Source organism: Halorubrum tibetense, assembly GCF_055396225.1.
The window spans coordinates 122759-138687 of sequence record NZ_AP043742.1; the positions used below are offsets into that span (position 1 = coordinate 122759).

Annotated in this window: 14 protein-coding genes; 4 read left to right on the plus strand and 10 right to left on the minus strand. The window is 68.1% G+C overall.

The annotated features are described in order from the left end of the window. Nucleotides 1-96: 96 nt before the first annotated feature. Nucleotides 97-504 carry a cytidine deaminase gene (gene cdd, locus ACZ5TV_RS00555; RefSeq protein WP_379779089.1) on the minus strand — a complete coding sequence of 136 codons (408 nt, stop codon included), beginning with the start codon at nucleotides 502-504 and terminating at the stop codon, nucleotides 97-99. 294 nt (nucleotides 505-798) lie between these two features. On the opposite strand from cdd, the gene ACZ5TV_RS00560 reads away from it, so the two are divergent. Further along, a complete protein-coding gene (locus tag ACZ5TV_RS00560) occupies nucleotides 799-1380 on the plus strand; it encodes a DoxX family protein (protein ID WP_379779091.1) in 582 nt (193 codons plus the stop codon). A 33-nt stretch (nucleotides 1381-1413) separates the two neighbouring features. Here ACZ5TV_RS00560 and ACZ5TV_RS00565 read toward each other — a convergent pair whose 3' ends face one another. The 4 genes from ACZ5TV_RS00565 to ligA all read right to left on the minus strand — a co-directional run bounded on the left by ACZ5TV_RS00565 (nucleotide 1414) and on the right by ligA (nucleotide 5882). Beyond that, nucleotides 1414-2001, minus strand: coding sequence for a GNAT family N-acetyltransferase (locus ACZ5TV_RS00565; protein WP_379779093.1), 588 nt, complete (start codon nucleotides 1999-2001; stop codon nucleotides 1414-1416). A 74-nt stretch (nucleotides 2002-2075) separates the two neighbouring features. Beyond that, nucleotides 2076-2807, minus strand: coding sequence for an MBL fold metallo-hydrolase (locus tag ACZ5TV_RS00570; RefSeq protein ID WP_379779095.1), 732 nt, complete (start codon nucleotides 2805-2807; stop codon nucleotides 2076-2078). A 51-nt stretch (nucleotides 2808-2858) separates the two neighbouring features. Then, on the minus strand, nucleotides 2859-3812 hold the full coding sequence (locus ACZ5TV_RS00575; protein ID WP_464383994.1) for a hypothetical protein: 954 nt from the start codon (nucleotides 3810-3812) through the stop codon (nucleotides 2859-2861). A gap of 120 nt (nucleotides 3813-3932) precedes the next feature. Further along, nucleotides 3933-5882: an ATP-dependent DNA ligase LigA gene (gene ligA, locus ACZ5TV_RS00580; RefSeq protein ID WP_464383995.1), complete on the minus strand. Its 1950-nt coding sequence runs from the start codon at nucleotides 5880-5882 to the stop codon at nucleotides 3933-3935. A gap of 207 nt (nucleotides 5883-6089) precedes the next feature. On the opposite strand from ligA, the gene ACZ5TV_RS00585 reads away from it, so the two are divergent. Both ACZ5TV_RS00585 and ACZ5TV_RS00590 read left to right on the plus strand, forming a co-directional pair. Next, on the plus strand, nucleotides 6090-7697 hold the full coding sequence (locus ACZ5TV_RS00585; protein ID WP_379781216.1) for a glutamate-cysteine ligase family protein: 1608 nt from the start codon (nucleotides 6090-6092) through the stop codon (nucleotides 7695-7697). Nucleotides 7698-7782: 85 nt separating this feature from the next. Next, on the plus strand, nucleotides 7783-9450 hold the full coding sequence (locus ACZ5TV_RS00590; protein ID WP_379781218.1) for a histidine kinase N-terminal 7TM domain-containing protein: 1668 nt from the start codon (nucleotides 7783-7785) through the stop codon (nucleotides 9448-9450). A 121-nt stretch (nucleotides 9451-9571) separates the two neighbouring features. Here the strand turns inward: ACZ5TV_RS00590 and ACZ5TV_RS00595 are convergent, their stop codons facing one another. After that, on the minus strand, nucleotides 9572-10747 hold the full coding sequence (locus tag ACZ5TV_RS00595; protein ID WP_379781220.1) for a 5-(carboxyamino)imidazole ribonucleotide synthase: 1176 nt from the start codon (nucleotides 10745-10747) through the stop codon (nucleotides 9572-9574). 202 nt (nucleotides 10748-10949) lie between these two features. On the opposite strand from ACZ5TV_RS00595, the gene ACZ5TV_RS00600 reads away from it, so the two are divergent. Continuing rightward, nucleotides 10950-11567, plus strand: coding sequence for a CDP-alcohol phosphatidyltransferase family protein (locus tag ACZ5TV_RS00600; RefSeq protein WP_379781222.1), 618 nt, complete (start codon nucleotides 10950-10952; stop codon nucleotides 11565-11567). Nucleotides 11568-11608: 41 nt separating this feature from the next. Here the strand turns inward: ACZ5TV_RS00600 and ACZ5TV_RS00605 are convergent, their stop codons facing one another. The 4 genes from ACZ5TV_RS00605 to aglJ form a co-directional block, all read right to left on the minus strand. Next, entirely contained in the window at nucleotides 11609-12358 is a 750-nt protein-coding gene (locus ACZ5TV_RS00605; RefSeq protein WP_379781224.1) for a hypothetical protein, read from the minus strand. Between the two features lie 75 nt (nucleotides 12359-12433). Further along, entirely contained in the window at nucleotides 12434-13546 is a 1113-nt protein-coding gene (locus ACZ5TV_RS00610; RefSeq protein WP_464383996.1) for an FtsZ/tubulin family protein, read from the minus strand. A 76-nt stretch (nucleotides 13547-13622) separates the two neighbouring features. Further along, complete coding sequence (locus tag ACZ5TV_RS00615; RefSeq protein WP_379782233.1) at nucleotides 13623-14738, minus strand: AI-2E family transporter; 1116 nt, start codon at nucleotides 14736-14738, stop codon at nucleotides 13623-13625. Nucleotides 14739-14829: 91 nt separating this feature from the next. Next, nucleotides 14830-15828, minus strand: coding sequence for an S-layer glycoprotein N-glycosyltransferase AglJ (gene aglJ / locus ACZ5TV_RS00620; protein WP_379782231.1), 999 nt, complete (start codon nucleotides 15826-15828; stop codon nucleotides 14830-14832). Between the last annotated feature and the right edge of the window lie 101 nt (nucleotides 15829-15929).

The window sequence follows — 15929 nt, forward strand, 5'->3', positions numbered from 1 at the left end:
CGTGACGTTCCGAGGCCCCCGATATAGGTCCTTCGAGCCACGACTGGGGCCCGCAGAGCACTGCTCGGGGACGGCCGTGTCGCCGTTCCGACGTCGCTACTCCTGGTCCGCCGCGTCGTCGAGGGTCCCCTGTGTGATCGCGTTCGGTAGCAACCCGCCGAGCGTGTATTCGGTGACTTCGCCGCCTCCCTCGTCACAGACGATCGGAAGATCGCCGTCGGCGAACTCCGCGAGCGTCTGTCGACACATCCCACACGGAGTGACGCCGTCACGGACGCTCGACGTGACGGCGATCCGGTCGAACTCGCGGTCTCCGTTCTTTACTGCCTCCGCGACGGCGACCTCCTCGGCGTGGAGGCTGTTGGAGTAGTTGGCGTTCTCGATGTTACAGCCGGTGTAGACGGTTCCGTCGGCCGTCTTGAGGGCGGCTCCGACTCGGTAGTCGGAGTACGGAACGTGCGCGTTCGCGAGCGCCTCGCGGGCGGCCTCGATCAGTGGGTCCATACCGAGGGATCGCCGGGGGGTCGGATAAGTGGCGGGTTCGATAGTGCGTGAGATCCTACGCCCGGCTCACCGAGTACAGCACGTCACTGAGCCGAGCCGACCCCCGTCGCTGGTGAGCCGAGCCGACCTCCGTCGCTGGTGAGCCGAGCCGAACGATTGGACTGAACTATCCCGCTTTGCTGTACGTTCATCAAGGCTATCCGAGATAGACTGAAAGGGCGTTCTTATGTTTTCGGAATCCGCGTACGGTCTTACCTATCCGTCTCGCCCATGTCGAGGTAGGAGGAGATCGATATGTCGACACAACCGGCCGAACGGACGCTGCAGTCGGAGCTACTGGGACGTGAGATCGAGTTCAACTACTCGGAGACGTGGTTGGCGTACTCGATGCTGGGACTCCGGGTCGTGATGGCCTGGGTGTTCCTTCAGGCGGGGCTCTCGAAGCTGTTCGAGGGCGGGGTCGGGGACCCGCTGGCGTGGTCGTCGGCGGGGTTTCTCCAGAACGCGATCGCGGAGGCGAACCCGCTGAGCGGGCTATTTGCCTGGTTCGCCAACTACGGGGCGATCGTCGACCCGCTCGTGATCTTCGGGCAGATCCTGATCGGGCTCGCGCTGCTGTTCGGCGTGTTCTTCCGATTTGCCGCGCTGATGGGTGCGATCCAGATGTCGATGTTCTGGACCGCCGCGTGGGAAGGTGGACTCATGCAAGGGTTCCCCATGACGAACGGCTACTTCATCGACAGCTCGTTCGTCTACATGCTCCTACTGTTCGGCCTCGGCGCGTGGGGCGCCGGCCGTATCCTCGGCGTCGACCGCGCGCTCGAACAGACAGCGATCGTTCGGGAGAACCCCTGGCTCCGCTTCTTACTCGGGTGAACCGGCGGGTATCGGCTCACTGCTTTTAACGATTCAGCGCCCGGTATCGTACTTGTACGTCGCCGTGTCGGGGTCGATCCCGAAGTCCTCCGCTGACTCCGTGGGGTCTTCGCCGTCGTCGTTCGGGCCCTGTGCCGCGTTTTTAAACGCATCACGGAGGTGAGACGGCATTTGGAACGCGTCAGTGGCGAGCCGAAGCGGAGTGATGTCGCCGTCGAGGGTTTCGCGTTTCTCCGGGCGGCGCTCGACCAGGGACCCGGGGAGCGCATCGTCGTCGATCGGTTCGAAACCGAACTGCGTGAGGTACTCCGGTTGGTCGGTGAGCACGTACACGTCGTCGAACCCCTCCGCGGCCGCGGTGTCGACGAGCCGTTCCACGACGTGTGCGCCGATACCGCTGCCACGCCACTCGGGGAGCACGCCGATCCCGGTGAGCTCGATCGCCTCCTCGCCGTCCGCCTTGTGGACCCGTAGTCGGCCGAACCCCGCGCGGTCGCCGGACTCCTGATCGACCGCGATCACGTAGTCCCGCGAGCGGAAGGCGACGTCGTCCAGACCGACGTCCTCGATCGCGTCCAGCAACCACGCCTCGTCCCGGTTCTTGGCGTCGCGGACGTACATACCTCGTCGTACGGGGGCCGGGATAAAAACGGTTCGGCGAAACGGCTCAGCGGGCGGACGAACGGTTCACCCGGTCACTGGTTCGCCGAGCGGGCGTCGAGGGCGACGGGGATCGACCGGGCGGCGACGTCGCCGGCAAAGGCCTCGCCGTCCGCTTCGAGTGCTTCGAACGTGTCGTAGTGGATCGGGACGACGATATCCGGGTCCATCCGCTCAGCGAGGTCGGCGGACTCGTGACGGTCGGAAACGATGTCGCCGCCGCCGATGTTCGCGAGGAACACGCCGACGTCGAGCTCGGCGAAGCCCTCCAGTGCATCGCTGTCACCCGGCCAGAACACGGTTCGTTCGCCCGCCGAAAAGAGGAACCCGCAGCCGAACCCCTCGGGGTGGGGCACGTTCCCGTCGGCGTCGGCTCGCGGCCCGTCGGGTTCGTTGTAGGCGGCGACCGTCCAGACGGTGACGGTTCCGGAGGGAGTTTCGACCTCCGTTTCCGTCTCGTCGTCGACCCGTATCACGTCGTAGTCGGCCGCGAGCGAGTCGATCGACTCCACGTCCCGGTCGATCCGCTCCGGGTCCACCGCCTCGTAGACGACGAGCGTTGCCGACTCGTCGGCGACCGAACGGATCCCCTCCGGGTCGTAGTGGTGGTCGTGAGTGACCAACACGACGTCGCCGTCGCGCGCCCAGTACTCGTCGAGCACGCCGTACCGGCCGGGGTCCGTGTACACGACGGGCCCCCCGTCCTCGACGCGGGCGGTCGCGTAGCCGAGCCACTCCACCGTCAGGTCGTCGTATCGAACGGTCATGTCCCGGGATCCGCGCGGCGCGCCCTTGAGGGTGACTATCGTGTCGGAGACTCAGTTCGCATTCGGGCCCGGACCGTCGTTTCCATCCCCGACGACCAACAGGTCCCAGCGGCTCTCGACGCGCGGCGACCCCGCGTTCGACTCGTCCGCGGGGCACGACCCGGTGGCCAGCACGTGTTCCGGCACGAGCGGCATCGGGATCGGGACGAACCCGGCGGCGTGCATCGCCGCGAACCCGCCGACGCTCTCGACGACGGTCCCGTCGTCGCCACGACGCACGCGGAACCGTTTGTCGGACGGGTCGCGTCGGTAGAAGTAGGGGAACGCCGCAGCCGGCGGGGTCCGGAGGCTCTCGACACCGGCGAGCACCGCGATCACGCGCTCACCCGCCTCACAGACGAGGCGCGGAACCGCCGGCGCGCCGTCCGCGTCGACCGCGGCGGCGTCAACTCCCGACACCGCCGAAACCGGACCGACCGGGGTGTCGGTCTCGCGCCAGCGGAACGTCGGGTCCGAACGGATCCCGTCCACGTCGTCGACCCTGACACAGGCGTACCCGCCGGTGTCGACCCGGAGGGCGGTCGTATCGACCGGGATCCGATCGGGACCGGCGTAGAACGTCCGTCGTCCATCCCGTTCGTCGAGGATGAGTGGCGGGTCCTCGAGGACGGACCGGACGGATTCGGCGATCTCGTCGCTTGCGACGACGAACAGCGCACGCCGGTCCCGTTCGATGGCGTGGCCGAGCCGGGAGACGACCGTCGTCGGGGTGACGTCGTCCACCGTCAACGGCTCGACCCCGAACGGCTCGTCCCCCACCGCGTTCCCTGCCCTCGCTCCGCTGAAGGAGGTGGCGTCACCGCTTTCCGCCCCCTTTCGAACGGCGATCGCCGGCGGCTCGGCGCGTGTGTCCGGGCGAACGACCTCGAACCCGGCTGCGGCGAGCCGTGCAGCCGCCGCGTCCGTCAACCGATGGCGCGTCGTGTCGCCGAGCGGGTTCGACATATGCGTCGGTACGGGACGAAGCAGCAAGGAGGTTCCGTCTGTGGGCGGGATGGGGCGTTTCGGCGGGCGAGAGACCCGTCGGAACCGGAGTTCGGAGGGGCGACTCGGCGGACGATCGGCTCACGACCCGGCGAGCCGACGGACTCGATCGAGGGTGTCCGCGTCCGTAACCGATTTGTCCTCGCGGACGCCGACGAACCGCGGGAATCGAAGGGCGTAGCCGGAGTCGTACGTGGGCGAGGACTGGATCGCCTCGTAGCCGACCTCGATGACGACTTCGGGGCGGAGCGACACGTCGGTTCCCGACTCCGCGGTCACGTGTGGCTCTAGCCGCGCGGTCAACGCTTCGAGCTCCGCGTCCGAGAGCCCGGTCGCCACCTTCCCGATGGTCGCGTAGTCGTCCGATCCCTCCTTACGGACCGCGAGCAGGAACGTGCCGAACAGCTCGGCACGGCGACCCTCGCCCCACTCCGCACCGACGACGACCGCGTCGAGCGTCTCCACGTCCGGTTTGCGTTTCAGCCACTCTCGCCCTCGATCGCCGGGTGTGTACGCCGCGTCCGGGTCCTTGAGCATCACCCCCTCGTGGCCCGCCTCCAAGGCGTCGCGTTCGAACGCCTCGACCGCATCGACTTCGTCCGCGAGCCGGAGGTCGGCCGCCGCGTCGGGACAGACGTCCACGAGGCGTTGGTGGCGCGCACGCAGCGGCCGGTCGAGGAGGTCGTCCCCGTCGGCGTGGAGGCAGTCGAACGCGTGGAGCCGGCAGGTGACCGCCTCACGCATCCGCTCGACGTCGTGTTTCCGACGGAACCGACGCAAAACCTCCTGAAACGGCAGTGGGTCGCCGTCGTCGTCGACCGCGATGACCTCGCCGTCGAGGATCGTCGGGACTCCCACACGCGCTTCGACGTACTCGACGATCTCCGGTAAGGCGTCGGTCACGTCGTCCATGTTCCGCGAGTAGAGGCGGGGGCCGAACCCCTCGCTTCCCGCCGCCTCGGTGGTCCGTGTCTCCCGGGCGTCGCCGGTGCTCGCCCATCCTTCCGGCACGTAATGTACCTGCACCCGCGCGCCATCGAACTTGGTCTCGACCGCGACCTCCCCGAACGACTCGACCGCGTCCCTCGCGGTTCCCGCCTGTGCGAGCATCGCTTGAACCGGGCGTCCGACCGCCAGTCGTTCCTCACGCAGCCCCGCGATCCCCCGCTCGCGAGCGAGCACCGCCACGTGGCCGTAGTCGTTCGTCACCTGAAGCGCCCGTGCCACCGCCGCGACCGCCTCGTCGCTCGCGTGGAGAACCGGACCGTTCTCGCCGTCCCCGTCCGTGGTGTCGCTCTCGCCGATCCGATCCGCGCTATCCGTCTCCGCGTCACCCATCTCCGTGTCATCCGCTTCCACGCCATCCGCCTCCGCGTCATCTGCCTCCACGTCATCCGCTTCCACGCCATCTGCCTCCACGTCGTCACCGATCGTGTCGCGACCGTCCGCCTCCCCGGCGGTCACTCCATCGTCGACGAGGAACGCTTCGGCGACCGCGTCGCGGACGGTCCCCTCGCCCACCCCGATCCGCATCTCCCCAAGCACGAGGCGGGCGAGCAGCTTCGCCTCCGCGGGTTCACACCGGTTGAACAGGCCGAACAGCGCGTCTACCTTCCGCGACTCGCTTCCCGCTCCTTCGGCGGCGGCCAGCTCCCGTAACGACCGGTCGACCTCGCTGAGCGAGAGCGCGTCGCGACCGCCCGCGAACGCAGCGAGCCCCTGCTGGCCGCCGAACTCGAAGCCGGCGGCGACCGCGCCGATCTCCCCGCGGTCGGCGAGCCGGTCCTCCACGTCCCCGGCGCTCACGTTGGGGCCGGCGGCACGGGCGATCGCCTCGTGGCACGCGGCGGGGCCGATGTCCAGCGTCCGCGTGTCGTGCGCCGGGAAGACGCGTCCGAGGAGGAACCGGGTCGTAACCGCGAGGTCGTCACCGGCGTCGCCAAACAGATCGGCGACTGCGGCGGTCGTGGCGAGATCCCCCGATTCGGTTTCCAACCGCCGACAGCGGTCGGCGAACGCCTCGAACTCCATGAACTGGATCGACTGTCGTCGGGCAAAAGGGCCCCGGTGCGGACCGGCGGTCGAGGTGGGCTGTAGCCCGCGGCGGGGTGGGTGTAGCCCGCTACGGGGTGGGCACTAGCGAGCAGTCGGCGTGAGGATCGGCCAACAGTGGGCCCTAACGGAAACGGGCGCTCGCGGCCGGCGAGCTTTTAGGACAGCGGACCGTCCGCCAACCGCATGAGCATCGAGTCGACCCTCGCTGACGGGGTCCGGGAGGCGCTCGCCGTCGACCCGGAGGCGTTCACGGCCCGCGCCGAAGAGGAGGCGGAGGTCGTCAAACAGGGGTTACACGACGGCGTGTTCGACAACCACCAGTCGATCGTCGGGTTCGAGTACGAGTTCTACGCCGTCGCCGACGGCCGCTGGAGCGAGGAGTCCCGCGCCGGCGAGTACGCCCTGATGCGCGTCCCGCGCCGGCTCCTCGAACTGATGGGGTTCGAAAAGGAGCTCGGCCTCCACAACGCGGAGATGTGTACGAGCCCGCAGCCGCTCTCGGATCACGGCCTCCGTGCGCAGCTCGCCGAGGTCCGCGCCCGACTGGAGGCCGCCGAGAACTGCGCCGGCGTCGAGGGGATGCGCCTCGTTTCCGACGGCGTGTGGACGATCCCGCCCGCCGGCGAAACCGCCCGCGGCTACCTCACCGACAGCGTCGAGGTCGACGGGGTCACCGTGGCGGCCAACATGAGCGACGCCGTCCGGTACCACGCGATGGCCAACGCCGATGGAGCGGGACAGTCAGTCGCGCTGGAGGCACCCGGGGTGTCGCTGGCGGCGGACACCGTGATGCCCGAGAGCCTCATCACGTCGATCCAGCCGCACTACCAGGTCGCGCAAGCGGAGACGCTCCCGGTTCACTTCCGTTACGCGCTCCGGATCGCCGGTCCGCTCTTGGCTCTGGGGGTCAACTCGCCGGTGCTCCCGCCGGACCTGTACGAAGAGGGATGGGACGGCGAGCGCGCCCTCGCTGACGGGGCGACGGAGAACCGAGTCCACGTGTTCGAGTCGGTACTTAACGCTCGGACGGCGGAGAACAAGGTCCGGTTCCCGCGTGACATCCACGACGTGGAGGAGGCGGTCGACCGGATCGCGGGTGACGAGACGCTGATCCCGATGCCGGAGTCGGACGACTCCGACCGGTTCGACGACGCCTTCGCCACGTTTCGAACGAAACACGGCACCTACTGGCGGTGGGTCCGACCGGTGTTCGAAGGGGCGAGCCGGTCGAGCGCGAACGCCCGTATCGAGTTCCGTCCGGTCCCGGCGCAGCCGACCGTCCGCGACTCTATCGCGTTCCAAGCGGCATTCGCGGGGCTGATGGAGGCGCTCCCGCGCCACGAACACCCGGTCATCGGGCTCGACTGGGAGGCCGCCCGCGACAACTTCTACGCGGCGGTCGCGGACGGGATCGACGCCGATATGGAGTGGATCGGGTACGACGGCGAGCACACGACGGGACCGGCCTCCGCTGCTGAAGGGGCGTGGTCGGCGGAGGCGGGTTCAGGGAGTTTCGGGAACGGACCACACGGGATGTACGCCGACCTCCTCGATCACGCCGCGGCCGGGTTGCGTGCTGCGGGGTGCTCGGAGGCGGAGGCCGACTCGTGGCTCGCCCCGCTCCGCTACCGGGCCGAACACGGAACGACACCCGCCGACTGGAAGCGTGAGCGGATCCGCGACCGCCTCGAAGAGGGTGACTCCTTCGCCGAGGCGGTCCACGGTATGCAGCGGGAGTACATCGAGAAACAGTCGGAAACCCTCGTTTCCGGCGGGTTCTCGGCGTGGTAACGGGGGGTGAGAACCGGTAACCTCCCGGTGTCATAGCCAACCGACTTAAATACGGAACGCGCTTTCGGTCGAACGGTTGTTCCAGATGGAGTGGCAGTCGACCCCGTACGTTCTCCTGTTGTTCGTGGCTGCCGCCGTCTCACTGCTGTGGGCCGCGTACGGGATCGATTCGGCGAGACGGAAGGGCTGGACCGCGACCCTCGGCGCGTTCGTCGTGTTGTGTCTCTCGGTGTCGATCTGGGCCGGGACGTTTGCGGTCCAGCTGGCCAGTCCGACACTCGATGCGAAGCTGTTCGCGTACCGGGTTCTTCACGTCGGTGCTGCCGTGACTCCGGCAGCGTGGTTCGCGTTCGCGGTGGCGTACACGGGTAGGGGTGATCGACTGACCCCGGCGGTCGTCGCCGCTCTCGGCGTGGTCCCGGTCGTACTGATCGTCACGCTGGTGACGAACCCGTACTCGCTGGCGCTGACCGACGCGACACTGTCGACATCCGGGTCGCTGGCGCGACTGATGACGACGAACGGGCCGATCTACCAGCTCCATCTCGGCATCTCGTACGTCCTGATCGTCGCGGGGGCCGTACTCGTCTCGGCGCACGCGCTCCGGTCGGGGCGGTCGATCCGACGCGGGGACGTGCTTCTGGTCCTCGGTGCCGCGATCCCGCTCGTCGTCAACGTGTTTCACGTGTTCTCGATCCCACCGATCGACGCGACAGCGGTGAACTTGACACCCGTCTCGCTGTCGCTCTCGACGGTTCTGTTCGGCGTCGCCGTGTTCAGATACCGACTGTTGGACCTGACGCCGATCGCTTCCCGAGTCGTACTCGAGGAGATGAGCGACGGCGTGATCGTCCTCGATAGCCAGGAGACTGTCGTCGACGTCAATCCGGCCGCCGAGCGTGTTCTCGGCGGTCGCGACGAGGTGCTCGGCGGCGACGTCTCGGCGTGGCTCCCGGAGTACGACCGACTCAGTGCGGAGGGGTCGATCCTCATGACGCTACAGGGGGACGACGAGGAACGGTTCCTGCAGTTGAGTCGGTCCCCCATCGGACGTGGTGGTGAGCGATACGGATGGGTGGTCCTGATACAGGACGTGACGACGATCGAGCTCCAGCGACGGGAGCTCGAGGAGCAAAACGAGCGGTTGGACGCGTTCGCTCGGATCGTCTCACACGACCTCCGGAACCCGCTGTCGGTCATCGCGGGCTACGCGGAGATCGCGAGCGAAACGGGCGAGAAGCGACACTTCGACGTGATCCAGCGAACCGTCACGAACATGACGACGTTCCTCGAAGACCTCCTCGAACTCTCCCTACGGGGTGAGACGGTCACGGAGCTCGAACCCGTCTCGCTCGCGGCGGTCGTCGACGAGCTCGACGCCGATATCCGGGACGACGAGCTGACGGCCACCAGCGCCGACGACGCGGTCGTCCTCGCGGATCCGGGGCGGCTGAAACAGGTGTTCGATAACCTGCTTCGGAACGCTCGCGACCACGTCGACGGCCCCGTGTCAGTGACGATCGGGACGCTTCCCGATGGGTTCTACGTGGAGGACGACGGTCCCGGGATCGGGGTTGAGAACCGTGAGGAGGTGTTCGACCTCGGATTCACGACGAGCGGGGCCGGAACCGGGCTTGGACTCGCGATCGTTCGAGATATCGTCGAGGCCCACGGGTGGTCGATAGCAGCAGTCGAGAGCGAGAGCGGGGGTGCGCGCTTCGAGATCACCGGCGTCGAGTTCGTCGAGAGGTGAACCACCGGTTACTGACTGCCGATCGACGGTTCCGGCAGTACGTGAAATACACCTGTTGGCGGACCGACTACTCCTCGCGGACCGACTACCCCTGGCGGACCGACTAGCCCTGGCCGACCGACTACTCCCGACGGAACGTCGTCCCGTCTCGGAGCGCACGCGCCCGGGAGAGCAGCGCGTCGCGATCGGCAGGGAGGTCAGCGGTTTCGTCCGAGGCAGTCACCGTGAGATGGCCCATCTTGCGGAGCGGCCGCGCCTCCGCCTTTCCGTACCAGTGGAGGTCCGCGTCGGGCGCGGCGAGAACGGACTCGACCCCGCGGAGCGTCGCCGGGGTCGGGTCGGACACGTCGCCGAGGAGGTTCGCCGTGACTGCCGGCGCGACGAGATCGGTCGGACCGAGCGGCCAGCCCAGCACGGCCCGGACGTGGTTCTCGAACTGCGAGGTTCGGGCCCCCTCGATGGTCCAGTGGCCGGAGTTGTGCGGACGCGGCGCGATCTCGTTGACGAGCACGTCGCCGTCGCGGGTCTCGAACAGCTCGATCCCGTAGGCCCCGCGCCCGTCGAGAAACGCGAGAACGTCCTCCGCGACAGCCTCGGCACGGTCGAGGACCGCGTCGTCGGCGCGGGCTGGTGAGACGCTCTCGCGGAGGATCTCGTCGCGGTGGACCGTCTCTGTCGGCGGGTAGGTTCGCGTTTCGCCGTCGGCTCCTTTCACACCCATCACGGCGATCTCGCGCTCGAAATCGACGAACCGCTCGGCCATGGCGTCACCCCCGACCGCCGCCAGGGCGTCGGCCGCGTCCGCGGGGTCCGTCACCGGGACGTTCCCACGACCGTCATACCCCCCTTTACGGGCTTTGAGCATGACGCCGCCGAACTCCTGGGCCGCCCGTTCGACCCCGCCTTGGGTCGCGACCGCGACGAACTCCGGTTCGGGGATCCCGGCGTCGGCGAGCGCCTCCGCCTGGACGAGCTTGTCCTGGATCGTTTCCAAGGTCCCCGGGTCGGGGTGGACCGGGACGTCGTGTTCGGCTGCGGCCGCCGCCAACGCCTCGGGATCCGCGAGCTCGATCTCGAAGGTGAGCGCGTCGACGCGCGAGGCGAGCTCGTGGATCCCGTCCGCGTCGTCGAACGCGGCGACGATCTGGTCGCGAACGACCGGTGCGGCCGGACAGTCGGGAGTCGGATCGAGCACGACCACGTCGACGCCGAGCGGTGCGGCCGCCTCCGACAGCATTCGAGCGAGCTGGCCGCCACCGACGACACCGAGCGTCGGCCCGGGCAGGCTGATGGACATGCCGAACGGATCCACGGGGTCCGGAATAAGGGTTGTCAACCGTGGCGTCGGGGAACGCCTCTAGCGACGGACGGCCGAGCGACCACGGCGAGGGATCGGCGGCGACGACACCGGGAGCGGCGGCGACGACGACCGGTTTATACCACCCGCGCGAGTAGCGACTGACAGGAATGTCATCACCGTCCGGGGGCGATTCGCGACGATGACGCTGGACAGGCTTCGTCCGCTGGCGAGTCGGGCGATAACCCCGTTCGTGACCGCGGCCGACCGGGTCGGGGTCACGCCGAACGCGATCACGACGCTATCGGTGTTCACGGCGGCTGCCGGCGGGTACGCGCTCGTTCTCGGCGGGTCGGACCCGATCTGGTACGCGCCCGCCGCCCTCCTCGTGCTCGTCACCGGCTTCTTCGATGTCCTCGACGGCGCGCTCGCACGCGCGACGGACACTGCCTCGGACGCCGGCGATTTCCTCGATCACGTCCTCGACCGTTACGGCGACGTGTTGATCCTTGGCGGGCTGGCGATCGGCGTCGAGCGGTACGTCCTCGGCATGCTGGCGCTCACCGGCGTCCTCCTCACCGCGTACCTCGGGACACAGGCGGAGGCATTGGGGCTTGAACGAATCTACGGCGGCCTGCTCGGGCGGGCGGACATCCTCCTCCTCGTCGGGGCGGTCGCCGCCGTGGCGACCGTCGCGAACCCGGTCGTCTACGGACTCTCGCTCGTCGAGTGGACGCTCGCGTTCCTCGCGGTGTTCACGCACGTGACCGCCGGCCAGCGGTTCGTCTGGTGCTGGCGGGCGATCACTGCGGAGTCGTGACGAGGGGGTGGGTTACTCGGGCTGAAGGCGCCGAGCTGCCGTCAGCGAAGCTCGACCCGCGCCAGGTCGCTCTCGACGCCCGCGACGAACTCGTTGTACGCTTCGACGAACGCCGGGAACCGATCGGCGTACTCCCGGACGTCCGGTGCGGCGGGTGCCGCGTACTGTGAGAGCAGGTAGACGCCGTTCGAACCCCCGACCCGAAGGTACGAGACGCTCCCCTCTTCCCACTTGAGCTCCCACCGATCTCCCGAGACCCGGGCGGTGAACGTGCCGTAGTCGTCCGCCTCGTAGCGATAGATCTCGCCCGCGATCACGCTGCACGTCTCACGGACCGCGTCGAGCACCCGGTCACGCTCGGCCACGACTCCCTCGGTCGAGGCGGGATCGGGGAACTCGGCGATGACGTCGTCGAGGACGCCGGACAGCGACTCGACGTGATCGTTCCACGCGGCAACCATGTTCGCGTAATCGTCCAGGGCGGCGGCGAGCCCGGCCGGATCCGGCGGCTGTTTCGTCGAGACGACGTAGGTGTCGGATCCCCGGTTGGGTGAGAACAGAAGGAACTCCAGCTCGCCCGCCTCGTGTTTGACGGTCCACTCGCCGCCCGGCGTGGACAGCTCGATCCGACCGTAATCACCGCCCTGCAACCGAGCGAGCTGGTAGGCGATCGTGCCGGCGTGGTCGCGGACCGCATCGGCCAGCTCGTCGCGCCGATCGGCGACCGCATCCACGTCGTGGACGTTGAGGCCGAGACCGAGCTCCGCGCTGGCGTCGGAAGGCGTCGTCATGTCTAGAGGCGGGCGACGCGGGCGGTTAACGGGATCGGTCCGATCGTCTCCCGGCTGCCCGCACTGCGGTGTCGCTCAGGCGATCGAGTCGCGGATCTCGCGGAGCCGGTCGGGCTCGTCGATACCGGACCGGACCACGACGGCGAACACCGCCTCGGACCCCGGCGTGGGAGCGTCACCGCTCAGTATCGCGCCGGACCCCGTCTCCTCGGCCAGCCACCGGCGGCCGTCGGCTATCGCCTCGCGGTTCAGCCACGCCGGCGGCCCGCCCACGACGAGCAGGGTCCGGTCCGCCCGTCCGTCCGGGACCTCGATAGTCCCCTTCCCTCGCGTCGCTTTCCGTATCACGGTCTCGATCGCCGACACCGCCGCGCTCGTGTCCACCTTCTCCGGCTCCTTGGACCCGAACAGGCCGAGACCGAACCGCGACTCCGTCTCCGGCGGCTCGACCGGCTGTGTCGCGTACCCGAGCGCCGCGATCTCGCCGTCGTCGCCGACCGCACGGGCGACGTCGCTGGCGTCGAGAACCTGCTGTGGCGTGACGGCGTCGTCGTCACCCTCGCCGGCCCCGAACAGGGCGGCGATCCGCTCGACGACGACCCCGTTCACTCGGTCGTGGGCGTCAACGATCGTTTCGTCGCTCTTGAGCCACGCCGCGTTGTCGAACGGAAAGACCGCGTCGACATCGTCCGAGAGGGCCTCCAGCGTCCGGGCCGCGTTTTTCTCGGCGAGCGGGCGGCGGGGTGCGTCGTCGTTCGCGCCGGCCTCGGTCTCCGTAGGGGTCGGGAGTACCCCGAAGACGTACGTCGGGGCGTCGTACAACCGACCGAGCTCCGCGGCGAGGGCGGGTGCAGCACCCGCGCCCGCGGCCCCCCCGAGGCCGACGACGAGGACGAACGCCTCCGCGATCGAGGGGTTCTCGTCGTCCATCGCCCGGCCGAGCTCGCTCGCGTGGGCGCGTCCGAGCTCGCGACCGGCGTGGAGGTCGCCGTCGAGCCCGTCGCCGCCGGCGGCGTCACCGAACCGGTACCGCCGATCGGGACCGAGCGTCTGCAGCGATTCGAGCGACGCCATATCGGTGTCGAAGGCGGACACTCCCTGCAGGAACCGATCCCCGTGGTGGTCCGCGGCGAGTCGGTCGACGATACGGCCCCCGGCACCACCGAGACCGATGACGTGCACGCGCATACGTCGATCCGGTCGCCCACCGGGGAGTTATCTCCTTCGGCCGAGACGGCGGCCAGTTTCGAGCCCAGTCGGCGACTCAGAACTCGTCGAGGCGACGTTGCCCGGGCGGTACCCGGGCGTCGGCCACGTTCGGGTCCTCGGGTTCGGCACCGAGGAGTCTCGGGAGGGCAGTGTCGGCGAATGTGAGTGCGAGCACCAGCACGATCGGTGCCAGAAACAGGCCGTGGAAACCGAATACGACCGGACCGAAGATGTACGCCAGCATGAGCAGACCGACGTGGGTCGTCTTCCCACTGAAGTACGGTCGCAACACGATATCGGGGATCGTGTCGACGACGACGACCGCGACGAGGAGGAACCCGCCGACGTACACGAGGAGGTCGAGATCACCGCCCATCACTGCCGGAGTCGCGGTCGCGGCGGCAAGGGGGAGGTACACGATCTTCATCCCGATGACGGGGATGAGACTCGCGATCCCGGTGAGCGCCCCGGCCAACGCGGGGTACGGGACCTGTGCGCCCGCCGGCGCGACCAGGTTGTATCCGGTGTACGTCGTGACGGCGATAACCGAGATCGCGATAACGTTGAGCAGGTTCCCGTACAACACCGCTTCCATCTCCGCGTCGGCCGCTTCGAGGTACTCCCGAACGATAGCCTGATCGTCGAAGGCGACAAGCCAGTCGTGGAACTTCGAGCCGTCGAGGAGCAGGTAGTAGGTGACGACGACCGTGATGAGCAGGTTCAACAGGAACCCGGTTATCGTGTTCGTTAGCAACGAGGCGTGTTCGGCGAGGAACTGGATCAACGGGTCGAACTCGCCCGCCCGATACGCCGCGATCAGTCCGTCGAGGGTCAGTTCGGAGAGATCGAGTAACCCCTCGAACCACTCCGCCTCGCCGTCGAGCGTCTCCCCGATCGGGTACCGCTCGATGACCCGCCTGGCCTCCACGACCAGCAGAACGACCGTGGCACTCAACAGCCCGATCAGCGGGATGCCGATGAGCGACAACGAGACGACTGCCCGTACCCGCGCGGGGAGCCGAAACCGCTCCAACCGGTAGTAAAAACGCCGTGTCGAGTAGTAGAGGAACACCGCGACGGTGAGCGCGGCGATGAACCGGTAGGCGATGTAACCGGCGACGACTGCGACCGAGAGACCGAAGAGGGCAACGACGAAACGCTTCTCGTCCATGCACGCCGGTGTCCCGGTGGTGGTATAAACTATGTGGAGGATATCCCGGGAAGAACGTATGTGAGAACCGAAACGCCGCGACGTCGCTGCGTCACCGCTCTCTCACAGTGGATGGGTCCGCGTCGGTCGCGCTGTCGTCGTCGACTCTCGAGTCCGTCTCGCGTTCTCCCCCTACGTCGACGGCGCGGTCGTGGTGGGCCAGCTGCTCGCGGTGTAACGAGAGGATCATGTCGGCGAGGAAGCCGAACACGAGGAGCTGGATCCCGAGGATCGTCGCCCCCGCGGCACCGACGGCGATGATCTCGTGACCGACGCCGTGGACGATCCATCGGTAGAGTACGTAGGCGGCCATCACGGCACCGGCGGTCGTCGAAAGCGCGCCCACGCTGCCGAAGTAAAACAGCGGGTTGTTCGTCTTCGCCTTCCGGTACAGTTCGAGGAATATCACGCCGCCGTCCCGGATCGGGTGGAGGTTCGTCGAGGAGCCACCGGGTCGTGGCCGGTAGGTGATCGGCACGACTGCGACGGGAACCCGGTTCTTGACGCACTCGACCGCCATTTCCGTCTCGATCCCGAATCCGTCCGCCGAGAGATGGAGCTCGAGGAACGACTCGCGAGTGAACGCGCGGTATCCCGAGAGAATGTCGGCGAACCCCTCGCCGTGGATCACTCGGAAGGCGGCGTTGATGAGGCGGTTCCCGATCCGGTTCAGTCGCGTCATCGCGCCGGGACGCATGTCCGCGAACCGGTTCCCGATGACGTGGTCGGCCGCGCCGGTTCGAAGCGGTTCGAGCATCGCTTCGGCGTCCCCGGCGTCGTAGGTCGCGTCCGCGTCCGCCATGAGCACGTACGGGGCCTCGACGTGCTCGCGGACCGCCTCCCGGATCGCTTGTCCCTTGCCGGTTCCGGACTGTTCCACGACGCGAGCACCCGCGTCGCGGGCGAGCTCACGGGTCCCGTCGGTCGACCCACCGTCGATCACGAGGACCCGGCCGAGGCCCGCGTTCCGGAACTCCGACACCACCGTCTCGACGGTTTCGGCCTCCTCGAACGTCGGGAGGAGGACACAGACGTCGTCCTGCTCGCTCATTATCGGAGCGATACGGGGCGCATCCGTAAACGCTCCCCTTTCCATTCGTCACTCGACAGGACTGGGTCGTGTCCGAGACAGTTCGGTAGTCGCATCGGCGA